We start from the raw sequence: 18089 nt of genomic DNA on the forward strand, positions 1-18089 counted from the left end.
TAAAAATTTTAGGCAAACAGGTGTTGCCAGCAGTAGCAAACGGTTGCAAAAAAGAGAGGGGCGACTTTACAAGTCCTCCCAGCCAAGTAGACTTTAAAGCTGGTAATATCCGGGTTAAAAATAGCACGCCATAAGGCGTGGGTGGATTTCTATTGCCTAAAAAGTAAAGATGCAGAAGTGCGAAGTATAACCGAACCATTTTATCCAAACCCTTTAAACCCCCTTTTTATGAAACAAATTTCTACTCGATTTGCCTGTTTGTTCTGGGCTGTGCTGTTCATCGCTGTTTTTAGTGGTGGAACTGCGGCTGGGCAGACAATGAGCCCAGTTTCGGTTACATTTGATAGTAATTCAGCAGGCTATCAACTTCATAAGCTACCTGATGTAAATAGTCCCACTACTTATGATAATACACCCACTTTTGATACCCGTGCAGGCGGAGTAACAGGAGCATCTGCTTATATATTGGCTTCACCTGGGCTAAAAACTAATGGAGAAGGACAGTACAATGGTTTAATTAAGATTACTAGTGGTATTGTATTTAGGAAAGGGTATATATATAAAGCTACCTTAAAAGCTAAAAGTGGTAATGATGCAGGCCAAGGTGATGGTACAGCGTCTGGGACTATTACACTTGTGACTAGTCCTGATCCGAATTTCAATTCAATGACTGGTACTACACCACACGTAAGTGTAAGTACATGGGGTTCTCCAGCTTCAAGTCCTAGATTGTATGAGACTAAGAATTTCCAATTCAGTAGCAGTATTTTAAACTCGGCTTCCCAGACATTATATGTTGGATTTCGATTACACAACCCTTCTCAAAATAAAGCCTGGATGTATGTTGATGACATTGTCATCACAGAAGAGGCCTGCCCAACCAATATTCCTATTCCTACTGTTAACATCACTACACCTCCTCCTGCCTGTGGTCCAGGACAAGTTGTTCTGAATGCCTCCGGAGCAAATACAACTGCCGAAGATACTTACAGATGGTACAAGTCGCAAGCAGATTATAATAATGGAGTGCATATCCCAGGACAAACAGGGGCTTCGTTAACTATTTCTTCACTTAGCGAAACGGCAACATACTATACCACTATTGCTACTGCAGCAGGTTGCGAGAGTAGTCCAAGATCAGTTAATCTCACCATAAATCAACTTCCGGCAACTCCTGGTTCTATTACAGGCAGTTCAGCGGTTTGTGCTGGCACACAGGGTGTTGTTTATTCCGTTCCTCAGGTAACAGGTGTAACCTACAACTGGATTGTTCCGACTGGCGCAAGCATAGTTGGTGGAGCAAATACTAATACTATTACTGTTGACTTTAGTAATACTGCACAGTCTGGTCAGGTTTCGGTAGCAGCTGTAAGTGCTCAAGGTTGCTATAGTTCCTCCAGGACAAGTATGCAAGTTACAGTTAACCCTCTTCCTCCGGCCATCATATCAGTTAATGGTCCCACGTCCTACTGCCCGGCTACAACGGCTACCAAAACTAACTTGTCTGTAGCAACAGCTGAAGGCTATACTTATCAATGGTACAATAATGACGTGGCAATTCCCGGCGCTACCAGGTTTAACCACACACCAGCTGAAACAGGTGCCTACACAATTAAGGTCACAAATACGGATGGCTGTAGCACAACATCTAATCCGGTAAATATGGTGTTGCAGGAGGTCTTAACGTCTAACGGGTCAATAAATTTGGTGGGGCAGACAACAGTAGAGCCGGGAAAATCTGCTACTTATCAGGTATTCTCCGATATGCAGAATAGAAACCATGCATTATCTTACAAATGGTATATGATTCGAAATGGGTCGGAAACAGTGGTAGGGGGGAATTCAGAAATATTAAACATCCCAAGTGTGCCTAATGAGGAGTTTTACCTCAGATGTGATATTACCCCAATGTCTGGATTGTGCTATGATCCGACACCGCTACGAATAGAGACAACTCCGATCACCCCCCTCCCAGTAGAGATCATCTACTTCACGGCGGCCAAGCAGGGCAATAACGTGCTGCTTGAGTGGGCTACAGCCATGGAGCAGGACAATACCGGCTTTGAGGTGCAGGTATCGCAGGATGGGTTTAACTTCCGCAAGCTGGACTTCGTGCTGACCAAGAATGGCAACACAGTCATCAAACAGGTTTATACTTACAAGGATACTGAAAATGGCAAGTATGGCACGCGCTATTATCGCCTGAAGCAGATAGACATGGATGGTAAATTTGAGTACTTCACTACCAAGGCTGTTAGCTTTGGCGAAGTGGGCAGCTACAGCCTGAAAGCTTTCCCGAACCCGTTTGAGAGCGAGGTAAGCCTGGAACTGAACGCAGACCAGGCCGGCAAGCTGAACGTGCAGGTACTAGACGCTATGGGCAGAGCGGTGCTGGCAGAGCAGTATGTGGTGAGCAAAGGTCGCTCTGTGGAGAAACTAACATTATGGCAGTCGCTGCCGAAAGGTATCTATTTCGTACGAACCGAGATGAATGGCATCGCCAACAATTTCAAGCTTTTGAAGAAATAGAGTAATAGGGTTTAAAGAAAAAGAGCCGGGTTATTAGCCCGGCTTTTTACATTTATAGGGATAGGTGAGTTGTAGGGACAGGTCGCGACCTGTCCGAGCGACTGGCTGAAACAAAATTAGCTCTCGACTGATGGCGCGGGCGTCCTCCCTCGTGTCCTGCTATTTCCTGGCCCTCTAGGCCAGTTGAGTCAGAGACTCAACATTAACTGTTAGTCACGAATCTGGAGATTCGCGGCAGAAGTTTTAGAACCTAACTGCCCTTCCCCTACAAAAGGGGACTCTCTACTTTTTTCTTTGCCAAAGTATAAGTTTCGAAGCTGACGCCATTGTGCGGACAGGCCGCAACCTGCCCCTACAGGTAAATGCCTCAGGTTTATACTTAATAACAAAGAGCCCACTGCACTTTAATGCAGCGGGCTCATACTTTTACTTCCTCAATTATACTTTACAGCACCTTCACCTTCAGGTTGGTGGGCTGCTGCGGCGAGTGGTATACTTTGTGGGTGGCCTTTATGAAATCCTCCTCATTAGCTTCAAAGATGTTGTCCACGTACTTCTGCGGGTTGCGGTCCACGAGCGGGAACCAGGTGCTCTGGATCTGTACCATCAGGCGGTGCCCTTTCTTAAACGTATACAGCACGTCCTGCAGCTCCACGTTAACGGGAGTTACCTGGTTTGGCGTAAAAGGCTCCGGCTTCTCGAAGCTGTTGCGGAAACGGCCGCGGAACACCTCGCTGCGCACCATAGCCTGATAGCCACCCATAGCTTTTTTAGGCTGATGTGGGTTAGCTTGGGCGGTATCAGGGTATACATCAATCAGCTTCACTACCCAGTCAGCGTCGGAGCCGGTGGTGGCTACTTTCAATTGTGCCAGTATCTCGCCTGCCAAAGTCAGGTCCTCCGTCAGTACATCCGTTTGGAAGGTCAGTACGTCCGGGCGGCGGCTGGCGAAGCGCTGGTCGTCGGTCATGTACTCGCGCGTCATACCAACCGTGATGGCTTCTGAAAAAGGTACCGGTTTGGCCGGGTCTGAGATGAATTCGCTGGCCTCTGTTTCTCCTGCCTTTGGCGCCTCGAAGCTGAGTTTGCCGTTGGCATGCAAGTATAAATTGCGCTCCTGCGCCTGCTTGGGCGGCCATACTTCAAACTCGCGCCATTTATTGTTGCCGCCTTCAAACACGATCGCCTCCGGCAGTTTTACCGGCTGCTTTGCCTTATTCTTCAGGTAATGGTTAAAGAACTTGGCCTCCACTTCCTTTAGGTACCAATCCGAATTGCCTTCCCCAAAGTATACGTTCCCTATATTGGAGCCGTCGGTGCGGGCCCAGCCGCCGTGTACCCAAGGCCCCATCACCAGCATATTCGTGAGCTTCGGGTTGTTCTTTTCGATGGTTTGGTAAATCTTGAGCGGGCCGTACAGGTCCTCGGCATCGTACCAGCCGCCCACTGTCATCACGGCTGGGCCTTTTATATTTTTGAGGTGCGGAAGTATGTTGCGCGCCTGCCAGAACTCGTCGTAGTTGGGGTGCGCTGCCATCTCATCCCAGAAGGCCACGTTGCCCTTCAAATACTTCTCGTTCGCATTCTTCAGCGGGCCCAGGCGCATAAAGAACTCGTAGCCATCTGGGGTGCCGTGGTCGAAGCGCGGGTTGCGCTCGGTGGTAGGCTCGGGGCGTGGCAGTCCAAAGCTGGCCAAAAAGTTAAAAGCGTGTGGCAGGAAAAAGGCACCGTTATGGTGAAAATCGTCCCAGAACCAATCGGCGATAGGGGCCTGCGGCGACACGGCCTTGAGGGCAGGGTGGTTGCTCATGAGGCCGGCGGCGGCGTAGAAGCCGGGGTAGGAGATGCCCCACTGGCCCACGCGGCCGTTGTCGTTATCGAGCTTCTTCACGAGCCAGTCCACAGTGTCGTAGGTGTCGGTGCTCTCGTCCACGTCCTTTTTGCCTTTCTTTTTGGCGAGGTGCGGGGTCATATTCACAAACTCGCCCTCCGACATGTAGGTGCCGCGCACGTCCTGGTACACAAAAATATAACCTTCGCGCAGCAGGATAGGGCTGGGGCCAAGACTGGTCTTGTAGCCTTCGCCGTAAGGGCCAACCGAGTAAGGCGTGCGGTTCATCAGGATCGGGTATTTTTTGCTCTTATCCTTCGGCGAGTATACTACCGTGAACAACTTCTTACCGTCGCGCATCGGGATCTGGTACTCCGCTTTCTCGTAGTGCTGCCGGATGTAGAGCGAGTCTTGGTTTACCCGCTGCGCCATACTTTGGGCGGCAAATAGGCAAACCGCCAGCAGCAGCAAAAGTGGCCTTGGCAGGTCTTTTGTTCTGATCATAGGTTAGTTTTACAGGTGATGAAGTATGGATTAAGCCCTGAAGGTAAACAATCTATACTTTAAATGGTATGGCTGCGGCGGCAAGTATAAACGGAAGTATAAAACTGTGCTTATATAGTATAACCTATATGCCTTTTATGCTGATTTTGTTATATTGGGGGATGCTAAACTTATAAAGTTATCATCTATGAAAACAAAAAGTATACATCCTAACCTTATCCTGGCTGTTTTGGCAGCTGCCGCACTGGTATTCATCTACTTTGTCGGCAAAGATTTCGGGCATTTCCTGGCCGGCATGAAAACGGCGACCGATATTGGCGACATAGGCTACAACGTTGGCTACAGCCTTGGCTACTTATCGATTCCTATAGTTGCACTGTTGCTGCTGTACACGGCTTATCGTTTCACCCAGAAACGTAAGCAAAAGCACGCGTAACCTTTATTATCTAGCCACACAGAAAATTTGGAGCCTCACCTGAGTCAGGTCTTATACTTTGCGCTTAGCTTTATACTAATGGCCGCTTTTTAGAAAGCGGGCCAGACATAAAAGCAGGGACTCTGAGGTGAATTTAATCTACAATAGCATATGAAAAAGCTTAATGTAACTGCACGTGATGTAAAGTTCTTCCTGTTAGGAGTATTCACATTGTTTGCCCTTGAGGTAGCCTTTAATTGGGAGGCGCATAAGCAGGCGTTCTTGGAAGGCTACGAGTTGGCGAGTGAAGACGAAGGAATTATACTTTGAAGACAGCAACATGAAAGCAAAGAAGAAAACGAACCTGCGCTACCTGCTGATAGGTGCCGCCGTGGCCATAGCAGTATATGTTATTTCCGGTTGGGATGATCTGGTACGGGGCTTTAAGGATGCCCAGGCAGGTAAGCCCTATCAGTATGAGCAGGCTAAGTAAAGTATAAACCGAGCTTCCTGTGCCGGGGTGCTAACATAGCTTTATACTTAGCCGTTAAAGCAAAGCATACCAAGCATGAAATCAAATGGAACAAGAACCAACCACTTTATTAAAAGACTATTCGATACAGGAGAAAGGCGCCTACTTTTGCGCCCTAGCCACCATGGCCTCCGCCGACGGGCATGCCTCTGACGAGGAACTGGAGTTTCTGGACATGATGGGCGAGGCGGCAGAGCTACCTGAGAACCTGCGGCAGGAGGTGGAGCAGGTGGCGAAGAACCCCTCGCAGATAAGCCTGCAAAAGTGCCTGGATACGCTGAAAAGCAGTCCGCTTCGGTTCTCGCTCATCACCGACATCATCAGCTTCGCTAAATCAGACGGGCAGTATACGCAGGAAGAGCAGCAGCGCATTGAAGAAATGGCCACCTACCTGGGCGTGGACCACAAGCAGTACAGCTTGCTGGAGGAGTACGTAAACAAGGCGGGTGAAGCGCAGCAGCAGGGCGAGGACCCGACCTCGCAGCGTTTCCTGAACAAGAACGGCTTTGGGGATACGTTAAAGAATGCCGGCATTTCGCCGCAGATGGTGCAGGGCATGCTGGGCATACTCGCCCCTATTGTGATTGCCAAGATGATGGGTGGCCGGCGGAGCAAGCGCTATGGCGGTGGTATGATGGGTGGCTTGTTAGGCGGCTTGCTTGGTGGCGGAATGATGGGCGGAGGCATGATGGGCAGACGATCATCCGGTGGCCTGGGCTCCATGGTATCCATACTTGGCGGGCTGAATGGCCGCAGAGGCTACAGCAGCATGGGCTCCGGTGGCCTGGGCGGACTGCTGGGAGGAATTCTGGGCGGTGGCAAACGTCGCGGTGGCTGGTAAGCTTCTGATGTGGAGAACCGAAAGTATAAAAGGCATGGGTTTTAAAGAAAATCATGCCTTTTATACTTTCAACTTACTGTAGCTCCAGTTGTATCAGCCGGCGCAGGTCCTCTTCCCGCAGCAAGCCCCGTACTTTCTTATCCCCGATGATGAAGGTAGGCACTGCCGTAACGCCTACTTCCTCGTATGCTTTCCTGAGCTCCCGCTGGTGCGCCTCCTCATACTTGCGTGTCTCCAGTGCTTCCCTGAAATCCTGTTCATCCAGCCCCACTTCACCGGCCAGCCTTACCAGCACCTCCACCTTACCGATATCCTGCTCCTCCTGGAAAAAAGCCGTGAACATGCGGTGCGTGTAAGCCTCTCCTTTTCCTTGCTCCTTTGCAAACTGGTAGCCCTCGAAAGCCAGGTGCGTGTAAGGCTGCGGCGAAACTTTGGGCAGTACAATGGGAACCTGCAGTTGCTCGCCCATGGGGTAAACAGCGTTGGCCCAGGTAGTTTGCAGGTAATCTTCCGCAGGCTTCAAGGTGGGGGTAGGTTCCGGCCGAAGCTCAAACGGCATCCACTCCACCTGCACTTTATCCTGCAGTCCCTTTAGCGCCCGCTCCAGCACCACTTCTCCAAAAAAGCAGAAAGGGCACACGTAGTCGGAGTATACCTGTATCTGTAGCATCATTTTATACTTTGGTTAGGTCTATCAACTGCCAAACTGGTGTTTATGTTTCTTTCGTTGTAGCGAGCTTTAAGAATTTTAGTAGATTGTGTGGTATATCCATACTTAGAAATGCTGAAATATACTTACCTCGCGCTGTTGGTGGCTTTGGGCTTTTCCGCCTGTCAGCCTCAAAGTACTCCTACTGCCACTACTCCAGTTCAGCAGCAAAGCAAAACTTTATACTATTATCCGGGTCCGGGAGATGACTGGGAACGGAAAAACCCGGAGGAGGTAGGCATGGATGCCGCCAAACTGCAGGAGGCCGTGGCTTGGGCAAAGCAGCAGGAAACCACCCAGATAGAGAAGGATTTCTCTACGCAGAAAGAGATTTTCGGGGAGCCGCTGGGGCCACTGCCCGCCAGCAGAGCCAATACCAATGGCATCATACTTAAGGATGGGTACATTGTGGCAGAGTGGGGCGATACCAAAGCGACAGACCCGACTTACAGCGTAGCCAAAAGCTTCCTGTCTACTATTCTTGGGATTACGCTTGATAGAGGCAAGATCCAAGGCATAAACGAGCCGGTGGCGAAGTATGTGCAGGACGGAGGATATGACTCGGAGCATAACAGCAAAGTAACCTGGGCGCACCATGCCCACCAAACCAGCGAGTGGGAAGGGGAGATGTGGGGTAAAAAGCACGATTTTATTGGGGAGGAAGCCTTTGGCCGAGGAGAGCGCAAACCGCGTGCGCTGCAGGAGCCAGGCACCTTTTACGAGTATAACGATACCCGCATTAACCGCTTTGCTTTGTCATTGCTACGGGTGTGGGAGAAACCGTTGCCGCAGGTATTGAAAGATGAGGTCATGGACCCTATTGGCGCCTCCCAAACCTGGAAGTGGGTGCCTTACCGCAATTCTATAGTTGAGATAAAAGGGCAGCAGATGCCATCGGTGAGCGGGGGCACGCGCTGGGGCGGCGGCCTTTGGATCAGTACCCGCGATGAGGCCCGCTTCGGATACCTGTTCCTGCGCAACGGCCGCTGGGAAGACAGGCAACTGATTTCAGCGGAGTGGGTGAAAGAGGCCACTACGCCAGGCCCCGTAAAAGCTGACTACGGCTACCTGTGGTGGCTTAACCCGGAAGGCAAGGCCTGGCCTGATGCGCCTGCCACCAGTTACGCCGCCTTAGGCGCCGGCCAAAACACGGTGTGGGTAGATCCCGAGCACGATATCGTTATAGTATGGCGCTGGCACGATGGCAAGCAGAACGAGTTGTTTAAGCGCGTGCTGGAGGCGGTGAGGTAATTGTTGGTTGTAAGCTGTTTTCTGTATGAGTGCACTGAATAATATGGTTTTCTTGGCAATGGGTGATATGTATGCCAGGCAGGCTGTATATGCTTTACTATCCTTGCTGAAAGTATATCGCATGCGTTTGCCTGCCTCTCTGCATGTTATAGTTTATACCGATGTGCCTGACCTGTTCCTGCAGCTGCAGGCTGTCATGCCTCTAGAAACGGTTTATTTAAATGACAAGAAGTTCAAAACTTGGAAGGGGAAGCACAACCAGCTATTTAGAACTAAAATAATGCTTCTGCAGGAGATAACGGAAAAGCTGAAGGGAAATATAGTTTACGTCGATACGGATGTCATATTTTATAAGCGACCTGATAAACTTCTTTTAGCTCTTAACTCAGGTAAATGCTTATTACATACAAAGGAAGCAGCACTCTCAACGGAGGGGTTCGCTACCTACTGTGAGAATTTCTGTAATAAGCATTTTGTATTGAAATCTGGTAGCAAGATACATGTGAAAGAAAATTATTACATGTGGAATGCAGGAGTCATTGGCTTACCCTCAGAAAAACGACATCTCCTTGATGATGTGCTTGACCTGAATGATCAGCTGTTGGGAATAGCTGATTTACTATTAGTAGAGCAGTTAGCTTTTTCTATAGTTCTCAACCAAAACGCTAACGTAAAAGAGTGCCATAATGAAATCTTCCATTATTGCTGGAATGATGGGAAAGACAAAATGGACAAGCAGATTACTAAGCTTCTAAAAGACACGGAGGGTGAAGGTGTAGAAAAGCAAGTTCTAAAGATGAATCAATATAGAATATATTACCCCTCAACTAAAGACAAGCTGTTATACTTCTCTAAGCCTCAAAATTTCTTAGCAATGCTAAAGAGGAAGTTATTGCTGTTGCAGAACAATCACTAACGTACTGCTGACAGGAGTTTAAAAATTGAAAGACTATAAAGTATAAAAAGCGGCTGCCCCATTTGGAGCAGCCGCTTTTTTATACGTTGTGCTTATACTTCTTAATGGCGGCAGGTGCAGTGCTCGCCGGCAATGCCCTCAAAGCGGGTGTCGGTGCCTTCATGCCAGTCGAAAGCGGTGGCATATTTGTCGCTTTCCCACCAGAACTTGCCCGGCTGCTTGTTCGTGTTGCCGATCTCAGCCATCGTGGCGGCATCGTACAGGCGGCCGTTGACCATGGTATACTTCACGTGCTCCGAGTTCTGGATGTTCTCCAGCGGGTTCTGGTCCAGCACGATCAGGTCGGCCAGCTTGCCGGCTTCCAGTGAGCCTATGTCGTGGCCCATACCGATGTACTCAGCGCCATTCAGGGTAGCTGCCCGTAGCGCTTCGTGGTTCGTCATGCCACCTTGCTGCAGCATCCACAATTCCCAGTGCGCGCCCAGGCCTTGCAACTGGCCGTGTGCTCCCAGGTTCACCTTCACGCCATTGTCCGTCAGGGCTTTGGCCGCTCTCGAGGTGGCCATGTAGCCGTTTTCGTACTCTTCGTCCGGCACCTGTGTCACAAAGCGGGAACGGCCATCGATGATAGAACGCGGTGTGAACTTCAGCAGACGATCCTTCTCCCACACATTCGTTTTCTGGTACCAGTAGTACTCGCCGTTCGTGGCACCGTAGTTCACGATCAGGGTAGGCGTATAGCCCACATTAGAGGCTTTCCATACTTCCAGCACGTCTTTGTAAAGCGGCGCTACCGGAATGTTGTGCTCCACGCCGGTGTGGCCGTCCAAGATCATGGTCATGTTGTGGAAGAAGGTAGAGCCGCCCTCCGGGTACACGCTCATGTCCAGTTCGCGGGCTGCTTGGATTACCTGCTGGCGCTGCTCACGACGCGGCTGGTTGTAGCTTTTCACCGAGAAGCCTCCTACAGCCTTGATGCGGCGCAGGTGCGAGCGGGCATCGTCCAGGCTGTTGATCACGGCTTTGAAGTTGCCATCAGCACCGTATAGAATGGTACCCGTAGAGTAGATACGCGGACCTACCATGGCGCCCGACTTCACCGCCTCCGACTGGCTGAACACCATCTCGGTAGTGGAGGAAGGGTCGTGGGTGGTGGTGACGCCATAGGCCAGGTTGGCATAGTATGACCACTGCTTCTGCGGACTCATGCCCAGGCGGAAAGTGCCCAGGTGCGCATGCACATCCACAATACCTGGCATAATGGTTTTGCCGGCAGCATCGATCACTTTCGCGTCTTTCGGTACATTCACGTCTTTGCCAACGGCCACAATACGGTTACCGTCTACTACAAGCGTACCGCCCTCAATCACTTCATCGCCTTTCATGGTGATGATGCGGGCGTTCGTGAAGGCAACTTTACCTTCCGGAATATCCGTCTTCAGCTCCAGCCCGATCTTTGTACCTGTCGTGTCAATGGCTGGCAGTTCTTCCGGTGCTCCGGCTACAAAGTTGAAGCGGTTTTTCAGGTCGTTGGAGAAGTACTCATCCCCCAGTACCCAGTTGATTTTCTTGCTGTCAGCTGACCAGTGGATGCTGGTGCCGGCGTCGCGGGTGAAGCGGGCCACCGGAACGGCCTTGGTGTCGGCGCTCAGGTCGAGGCCGGAGCCGTTGGCCGTGAATGGTGCGATGTAGCCATTGAACAGCTCCACAAAGCCGATCCACTTGTTGTCAGGGCTTGGGTAAAACTGATCGGTATACTTAGAAGTATAATGCGTCTGCTCGTTCTTGCCACTCAGGTCCACGCTCTTGAACGCAAACTTGTCGCCCTCGCGGCCGGTAAAGAAAATGCGGTCGGATGTGGCGTTGAACTGCGGGTTAGCACCGCGCTCCTGTACCAAAGTAGCTTTACCGCCATCGGCTGGTATGTAGAAAATACCTTTCTCCTTGCCATGTGCATAACCCATGTGGCTGTTGCCGCCCTCTTTGCTGTAAAGTATAAACTTACCGTTCGGCGAGAACTGCGGCGAAGTATAAAAGCCTTTCTCTGTGGTCAGTTTGGTTGGCTTGCCGTTTTTCCTGCGGATGTCGAGCTTGTATAAGCCTCCGAAGTTATCATCGTTCCAGGTAGCATACACAAGGTGCTTGCCATCCGGGGAGAAGGAGGGGTAGAATTCGAAATCCTGGCCTTTGGTAATGCGCTCCGGCTTGCCGTTTGGCAGTTCTTTCTTGTAGATATAACCTGCTGCGTTGAACACCAGTGTTTTGCCATCCGGCGAGGTTACGGCATGGCGGATAGCCTTGGCTGTAAACTTATCAGGCGACACGCCGCCGTTCTTGCTGTGGTCGTGGCGTACGGCATCGGCCAGGTAGTGGGTAGCAGTGGCCTCAAACGGAATGTTCGCCACCTGCTTGGTAGCCACATCCACTTTATTGATCTTGCCATCGGCCCAGAACACAATAGATTTGTTATCCGGCGTCCAGGAGAAGTAAGGATACACGCCGAAGATAGCCCAGGCCTCCTGCTGGTCGTGGCTCAGCTTATCGTAGATCGGCCACTCTTCGCCGGTCTTCAGGTCGTGCACAAACAGCACCGACTTGGTACGCACGCGGCGCACAAAGGCCACCTGCTTGCCATCCCTGGAAACCACAGGACGAACAGCCCCCCCGTTTCCAGACACCACGTTCTCGACCTCACCTGTATGGCGGTCCACGCGGCGGATCACATAAATCTGGCCGTTCGGGTCTTTGTTATACTCAAAGTTAGAGCCGCCGCTCATGTCCTCCGAGAAGTATACGTACTTGCCGTCGGGCGAGGCAAAGGGCTCGCCGGCATCCTGCTGGTCATTTTTACGCTTGGTCAGCTGGATACCAGTGCCGCCTGTGCGGTGGTACATCCACATCTCGCCGGCCCCTAAAGAGCGGGTGTTTGTAAAGTGCTTGCGCGCGATGATGTACTCCCCGTCCGGTGTCCAGACAGCATTGTTGAGCAGGCGGAAGTTCTCGTTGGTGATCTGCTTGGCCTCGGAGCCGTCGCGCTTCATTACCCAGATGTTGTCGCCGCCACCTGCATCAGAGGTGAAGGAAATATACGTGCCGTCGGGGCTGAAGCGCGGCTGCACCTCGTAAGGGCGGCCGGTTCTCAAGAGTTTGGCTTTGCCGCCGGAGATGGGCATGATGTAGATATCGCCGAGCATGTCGAATACGATCTCTTTGCCATCCGGGCTTACGTCCACGCTCATCCAGGTGCCTTCGTTGGTGGTGAAGGAGATCTCTTTCTGGGGGCCGTGTTCGGCGTCAACCTGCCATTTAGCGTCTTCTTTCTTTTTGTCCTGAGCATGTGCCGCGCCGAAAGGGAGAGCAAGCGCCGCAGCTAGTACCACGCTCAGATAGGTACGTTTGGTCATCAGTAGATTGGAGATTAATTAGTTTGAGCCTCTAATTTACACATTTGCCCGCACAGACAAAAGCTACTCAGACGAAGTTACAACAGATATAGCTGAAGAGTGGAGGATTTAAGACATAATGACTTCTGTGGGAATTTTCGGATTGATAATCTTTATGTAATGGCTAGCCTGAGCATGCAGCCTACACCAGCCACTCCCAACGTATAAGGCCATTGAAAACGAGGTCTATAACGTTGGAAACTTTGGCAACTGCTCCGCTCCCTTCAGCTGTTTCAGCGCCTCGGCGGCGGTATGCACCGGCATCTGGCAGGTTTTGTTATAGCACACATACACCGTGGTTTTTCCGTTGAGCGCGGTTCTGTCCTCCAGCAATGGCAACTTGCTGCCGCTAGCTTCGGTGGCGCCTGCAAGTATAACGTTAGGCAGATAAAAAGAGGTAAGTTCAGCGCGCATCTCCGGTGCCTCGGGGCCCACTATGGCGATCTCGGCGGTAGGCGTGAGCTTGTGGAAGTATAAAGCAGCCCAGTTACCCAGGTGCGACGGCTCCTTCAGCACCAGGTCTTTTACCCGTGCCAGCATCTCGTCGGAGAGGGAGGCGTAGCGTTCGTCTTCAAAGTATAAACCCAGGAAGTGCAGGTTTGTGGCCATCACGGAGTTGGAGGAGGGGATCACGTTGTCGAGGATCTCTTTCTTGCGGGCAATGAGCCGCTCTGCGTTTTGGTCGGTGAAGAAGAACAGGCTCTCCTTTTCATCAAAGAAGTTCTCCAAGGTATAATCCGTCAGCCGCTTTGCCTCCAGCAGCCACTGCTCGTCAAATGTTACTTCGTAGAGGCGGGTGAGGGCGCGGATAAGAAAGGCATAGTCATCCAGAAAACCATCGGTGGATGCCTTGCCCGCCTTGTAGTTGTGGTAGAGCTTGTCGCCCTTTTTCAGGTTATCAAGTATAAAGCGTGCATTTTTGAGCGCCAGTTCCAGGAAAGGCTTGTGCCCGAAAGTATAGTAGGCATCGGCAAGGCCTTTGAGCATCAGCGCGTTCCAAGAGGTCAGAACCTTGTCATCCAGCCCCGGGCGGATGCGGTTGGCACGTACGTCCATCAGCTTTTGCTTCCAGTTCTGCACGATCTCCTCCAGCACGTCCATCTCCAGCTCGTTTTCCTTCGCAAACTTCTCGTCCGGGATGCGGCGGTGCAGGATGTTACGGCCATGCTCGAAGTTGCCGGAGGCGGTGGCGTGGTAATACTTGGAGAAGATCGGCTCCTCATCCCCCAGGATATCCTGCAGCTCCTGCTTTGTGAAGGTATAAAACTTTCCCTCCTCGCCCTCGCTGTCAGCATCCAGCGAGGAGTAGAACCCGCCCTCGGGGCTCAGCAGCTCCCGCTCTGCAAAGGCAATGGTCTCGTACACCACGTCGTGGTAGAGCGATTCGTGCGTGGCCTGGTACGCCTCCGCGTAAAGGCTTACGAGCTGAGCGTTGTCATAGAGCATCTTCTCGAAGTGCGGCACCAGCCACTCGGCATCCACAGAATAGCGGGCAAAGCCGCCGCCAAGCTGGTCGTAAAGGCCACCGTAGGCCATTTCGCGTAGCGTCAGGTGCAGGTGGTTCAGGATGGTCTGGTCGCTGGTGTGGTGGTGATAGCGGAGCAGGAAGAGGTAATTTGCCGGCATCGGAAATTTGGGGGCATCGCCCATGCCCCCGTACTTTTTATCAAACCGCCTGCTCAGGTTATGGCCTATGAGCTTGAAATCATCCTCCCGCACATGGTAGTTCTGCTGCTCCAGGCCATACTTCTCCAACTCGTTGCGGGTCAGGTACTGCGCAAGCTGCTCCGCCGATTCGTTCAGCTCGTCACGGTTCTTTTCATAGGCCTCGGCTATGTTAGTGAGGAGCGCCTTCCATTGTTTGGGCGGGAAGTAAGTGCCACCGTAAAACGGCTTGGCCTCGGCGTTCAGAAACACGTTCAGCGGCCAGCCGCCCTGCAAGCCCATGGCCTGCAGCGCATCTATGTAGACCGCGTCCACGTCGGGGCGCTCCTCGCGGTCTACCTTTATGCATACAAAGTGCCTGTTCATCACCTCGGCTATACTTTTCTGCTCAAAGGCCTCCCGCTCCATGACGTGGCACCAGTGGCAGGCGGCGTAGCCAATGCTTACCAGAATCGGCTTGTCTTCCTCGCGCGCTTTCTGCAGCGCCTCCTCTCCCCATGGGAACCAGTCCACGGGATTATAGGCGTGCTGCAAGAGGTAAGGGCTGCTCTCGTGTATGAGTCTGTTGGGTTTCTTGTCTCCTGCCATAGTTTATTTTTCGACACAAGTATCAAGACACAAGACGTTACATGAATGAAGGTTAATATGTTAGTCGTGCTACTTGATACGTGCTACGTGTGTCGCTTAAAGTCTCAAAGCTATTTCTACGCACAAGGCAGGCAAAAGTGTTCTGCAGGAAGGGATGGCTAAGCCAGGAGCTGTTTCTGAAGCGCCTCGGTTTCGCTGCTGACGTCGATTTTATACTGCTGCGCCAGGCCCTCTAGTTGTTGCAGCGTGCTCCGCAGGAACTTCTGGTGCGCCTCCGATTGCGGCTGAAAGGGCCTGTGCGCCACCGCCCGCTGTATTTTCTCCCATTGCCCTAAAAACTGTCGGAAGTTCAAACTGTAGAATGCCTCCACAAACTTCCGCCAGATGTATTCCTCGGCCAGTGGGGTAGGGTGCAGCATATCCTCTTTGTAGAAACGGTAGTCCCGCAGGTCGTCCATCATGATTTCGTAAGCGGGGAAGTATAGCACCTCCGGGTGTGCCTCCTGCAGGTGGTGGCACAGCACGCGCAGGCTGGCCTTGCTTACGCTGTTCATCTCAATGGTTTCCTTCAAGTGGCGTACCGGGCTCACCGTCAGCAGCACTTTTATACCTGGGTGTACCCGTTTCAGCTGCGCCAGCATCTCCTCAAAGGCAGTTCGCATTTCCTCCACCGTCAGCAGCACACGGGTAAAGTTTTTGGCAGGCAGCTTATGGCAGTTGGCTACCAGCTTGCCGCTCCCCTGCAGGCGGTAAGCAATGGCTGTACCCAACGTCACGACCAGGAGGGAGGTGTTTTGTAGTTGCTGGCCTGTTTGGTGCAGCCGCTCCTGTATGGTTTGCAGCAGCTCTTCTTTGCTGGCGCTGGCCAGGGAAGAGTGGAGGTTGTAGGCGTACCAGATGCCGTTCTGTTGCACCAGGTGCTCCTCAAATGCATAAGCCTGGTCAGCGGCAGCCTTCAGCAGCAGGCTCACGGAGATGGGGTTGAAGATCGTACCGAAAGGGTTTACTAGCACATCCACCTTGTGCTGCTGCAGCTTGCTGCCGATCACCTCGGCAAAGCAGGAGCCAACGGTAAGCACCTTGTGCTGCAGAGCCAGGTCGAGGCAAGAGTGAGATACCTGTACTTCGGTCCGGAACATACTTTATTCTGATATAGAAAGTTAGACAAACGAACTTTTGACAAAGGACAAAAGACTTTTTGATATTATGAAACGGGCAAGGCTTAGAGTAGGATAGAAGTGTTGGATTTTTTTGGCTAGGAGGTACAAAGTATTTTTCCTCATCTCCGGCAACATCCTGTATTTTCCTAACCCCACCAACCAGATGCAGGTAAACAAAAAGCGTCCTGCCGGTGGGGCAGGACGCTTTCATTACAGTATTTTCAGGTAGGCTTATTCAGCAACTACGTTGAATTTAACCTGGTGCTTCACCTCTTTGTGCAGGCTCAGCGTGGCTGTGTACTCACCGGCCGTTTTCACGTCCTGGTCAAAAGAGATACGCTTGCGGTCCACATCATATCCTTTTGCCTTCAGGGCTTCTGAAAGCTGGTTGGTCGTCACAGAGCCGAAAATCTTACCAGTCTCACCCACTTTAGCAGGAAGCTCAAGCGTCACATCGCCGATGCTGTTGGCCAGCTCCTGCGCATCGTTCTTGATTTTCTCAGCTTTGTGCGCAGCCTGACGGATGTTTTCAGCCACAACTTTTCTGCTTGATTTGTCAGCGATAACTGCCAGACCCTGTGGGATAAGGTAGTTACGGCCGTATCCTGGCTTTACTTCAACAATGTCGTTCTTGTAGCCGAGGCCTTTAACGTCGTCTTTAAGTATTACTTCCATCGTTCGACCTCCTTATTTTAAAGAATCCGTTACATAAGGTAAAATGGCAAGATGTCTTGCTCTGGCAACTGCCTGAGACACTTTGCGCTGAAACTTAAGGCTGGTGCCTGTCAGTCTTCTTGGGAGGATCTTGCCCTGCTCGTTCACGAACTTCAGCAGGAAGTTGCCATCCTTGTAATCGATATACTTAATACCGCTCTTCTTGAAACGGCAGTATTTCTCACGATTCTCTTGTTTGTGTACTCTTTCGTTAACTAAGCTCATTATCCTTTAACCTCCTCTTTTTTAGCTTGTGATTTGAACTCGCCGTTTCTTCTGCGCTCGTTGTAAGCCACAGCGTGCTTGTCAAGGGCGGTTGTCAAGAAACGAACTACTTTTTCATCACGACGATAAACCAGCTCCAATGCGTCCACTACGTTAGTAGGCGCTTTGAATTCGATCAGGTGATAGAAACCTGTAGACTTCTTCTGGATTGGATAAGCCAGTTTGCGAAGACCCCAGTTTTCTTCGTGGATAACTTCGGCGCCATTTTCCTTTAGCACCTCTCTGAACTTCTCGACCGTTTCCTGCATCTGAGTCTCGTTAAGCAACGGAGTCAGGATGAAGACAGTTTCGTAATTTCTCAATTCCATCGGTTCGATATATGGTTATAAATTTAGCCTGCAAAGGTAAGATGCTAAAATATAATTAGCAATAGTTGCCGCTATAAATAAGTAAAGCACAGCACTTAGTAGGTGAGCAGGGGCACAGGCTATGCGGCCTCTATTCCTTGATGATATATATAGTATGAATTTACTCTAGGTCCCGGGGCTTGGGTCATGTTATGACGCGAGCCATAATGTATACAATGCAATTCCAACATTGTTAAACACAAATAAAAGTGAGAACAAAACAGTGCAATCTTCACTGTTGTTTATTTTTGAAAATATATGAAATTTCTGATGCTGTTTTGGAGTATCGAGAATGCTCTTATTTAGAATTGTTATAAATAAAATGGCTCAGAAAGTACCGTAAAACGGTTTTTGATCGC

At 51.0% G+C, this 18089-nt stretch carries 15 protein-coding genes; 7 read left to right on the plus strand and 8 right to left on the minus strand.

From position 1 onward, the window contains the following. Positions 1-228: 228 nt before the first annotated feature. On the plus strand, positions 229-2529 hold the full coding sequence (locus OH144_RS01040; protein ID WP_266204434.1) for an Ig-like domain-containing protein: 2301 nt from the start codon (positions 229-231) through the stop codon (positions 2527-2529). 445 nt (positions 2530-2974) lie between these two features. Here OH144_RS01040 and OH144_RS01045 read toward each other — a convergent pair whose 3' ends face one another. Beyond that, positions 2975-4864, minus strand: coding sequence for a CocE/NonD family hydrolase (locus OH144_RS01045; RefSeq protein ID WP_266204435.1), 1890 nt, complete (start codon positions 4862-4864; stop codon positions 2975-2977). Positions 4865-5051: 187 nt separating this feature from the next. Between OH144_RS01045 and OH144_RS01050 the strand changes: the two genes are divergently transcribed. The 4 genes from OH144_RS01050 (at position 5052) to OH144_RS01065 (ending at position 6652) form a co-directional block, all read left to right on the plus strand. Next, positions 5052-5300: a hypothetical protein gene (locus OH144_RS01050; protein ID WP_266204436.1), complete on the plus strand. Its 249-nt coding sequence runs from the start codon at positions 5052-5054 to the stop codon at positions 5298-5300. A gap of 150 nt (positions 5301-5450) precedes the next feature. Next, a complete protein-coding gene (locus OH144_RS01055) occupies positions 5451-5609 on the plus strand; it encodes a hypothetical protein (RefSeq protein WP_266204437.1) in 159 nt (52 codons plus the stop codon). Beyond that, the gene (locus OH144_RS01060; protein WP_266204438.1) at positions 5584-5772 is read left to right on the plus strand and encodes a hypothetical protein; all 189 of its coding nucleotides are present in this window, start codon (positions 5584-5586) and stop codon (positions 5770-5772) included. The genes OH144_RS01055 and OH144_RS01060 overlap by 26 nt, the downstream gene beginning before the upstream one ends. An 85-nt stretch (positions 5773-5857) precedes the next feature. Beyond that, positions 5858-6652 carry a tellurite resistance TerB family protein gene (locus tag OH144_RS01065; RefSeq protein ID WP_266204439.1) on the plus strand — a complete coding sequence of 265 codons (795 nt, stop codon included), beginning with the start codon at positions 5858-5860 and terminating at the stop codon, positions 6650-6652. Between the two features lie 73 nt (positions 6653-6725). Here OH144_RS01065 and OH144_RS01070 read toward each other — a convergent pair whose 3' ends face one another. After that, positions 6726-7325: a DsbA family oxidoreductase gene (locus OH144_RS01070; RefSeq protein ID WP_266204440.1), complete on the minus strand. Its 600-nt coding sequence runs from the start codon at positions 7323-7325 to the stop codon at positions 6726-6728. A gap of 108 nt (positions 7326-7433) precedes the next feature. Between OH144_RS01070 and OH144_RS01075 the strand changes: the two genes are divergently transcribed. Next, positions 7434-8612 (plus strand): serine hydrolase domain-containing protein, encoded by a 1179-nt coding sequence (locus tag OH144_RS01075; protein WP_266204441.1) that lies wholly within the window; start codon positions 7434-7436, stop codon positions 8610-8612. A 25-nt stretch (positions 8613-8637) separates the two neighbouring features. Continuing rightward, positions 8638-9528 carry a hypothetical protein gene (locus OH144_RS01080; protein ID WP_266204442.1) on the plus strand — a complete coding sequence of 297 codons (891 nt, stop codon included), beginning with the start codon at positions 8638-8640 and terminating at the stop codon, positions 9526-9528. Between the two features lie 101 nt (positions 9529-9629). Here OH144_RS01080 and OH144_RS01085 read toward each other — a convergent pair whose 3' ends face one another. The 6 genes from OH144_RS01085 to rpsF form a co-directional block, all read right to left on the minus strand. Further along, positions 9630-12932 (minus strand): amidohydrolase family protein, encoded by a 3303-nt coding sequence (locus tag OH144_RS01085; protein WP_266204443.1) that lies wholly within the window; start codon positions 12930-12932, stop codon positions 9630-9632. 225 nt (positions 12933-13157) lie between these two features. After that, on the minus strand, positions 13158-15224 hold the full coding sequence (locus OH144_RS01090) for a thioredoxin domain-containing protein (RefSeq protein WP_266204444.1): 2067 nt from the start codon (positions 15222-15224) through the stop codon (positions 13158-13160). 158 nt (positions 15225-15382) lie between these two features. Further along, positions 15383-16363 carry a GSCFA domain-containing protein gene (locus tag OH144_RS01095; protein ID WP_266204445.1) on the minus strand — a complete coding sequence of 327 codons (981 nt, stop codon included), beginning with the start codon at positions 16361-16363 and terminating at the stop codon, positions 15383-15385. 252 nt (positions 16364-16615) lie between these two features. Further along, a complete protein-coding gene (gene rplI / locus OH144_RS01100) occupies positions 16616-17059 on the minus strand; it encodes a 50S ribosomal protein L9 (RefSeq protein ID WP_266204446.1) in 444 nt (147 codons plus the stop codon). Positions 17060-17071: 12 nt separating this feature from the next. Then, positions 17072-17323: a 30S ribosomal protein S18 gene (gene rpsR, locus OH144_RS01105; RefSeq protein ID WP_073853377.1), complete on the minus strand. Its 252-nt coding sequence runs from the start codon at positions 17321-17323 to the stop codon at positions 17072-17074. Next, on the minus strand, positions 17323-17691 hold the full coding sequence (gene rpsF, locus OH144_RS01110; RefSeq protein ID WP_266204447.1) for a 30S ribosomal protein S6: 369 nt from the start codon (positions 17689-17691) through the stop codon (positions 17323-17325). Before rpsF ends, rpsR begins: the two co-directional genes overlap by 1 nt. Positions 17692-18089 lie beyond the last annotated feature (398 nt).

Source organism: Pontibacter kalidii, from assembly GCF_026278245.1.
In the GTDB taxonomy this organism is placed as follows: Bacteria; Bacteroidota; Bacteroidia; order Cytophagales; family Hymenobacteraceae; genus Pontibacter; species Pontibacter kalidii.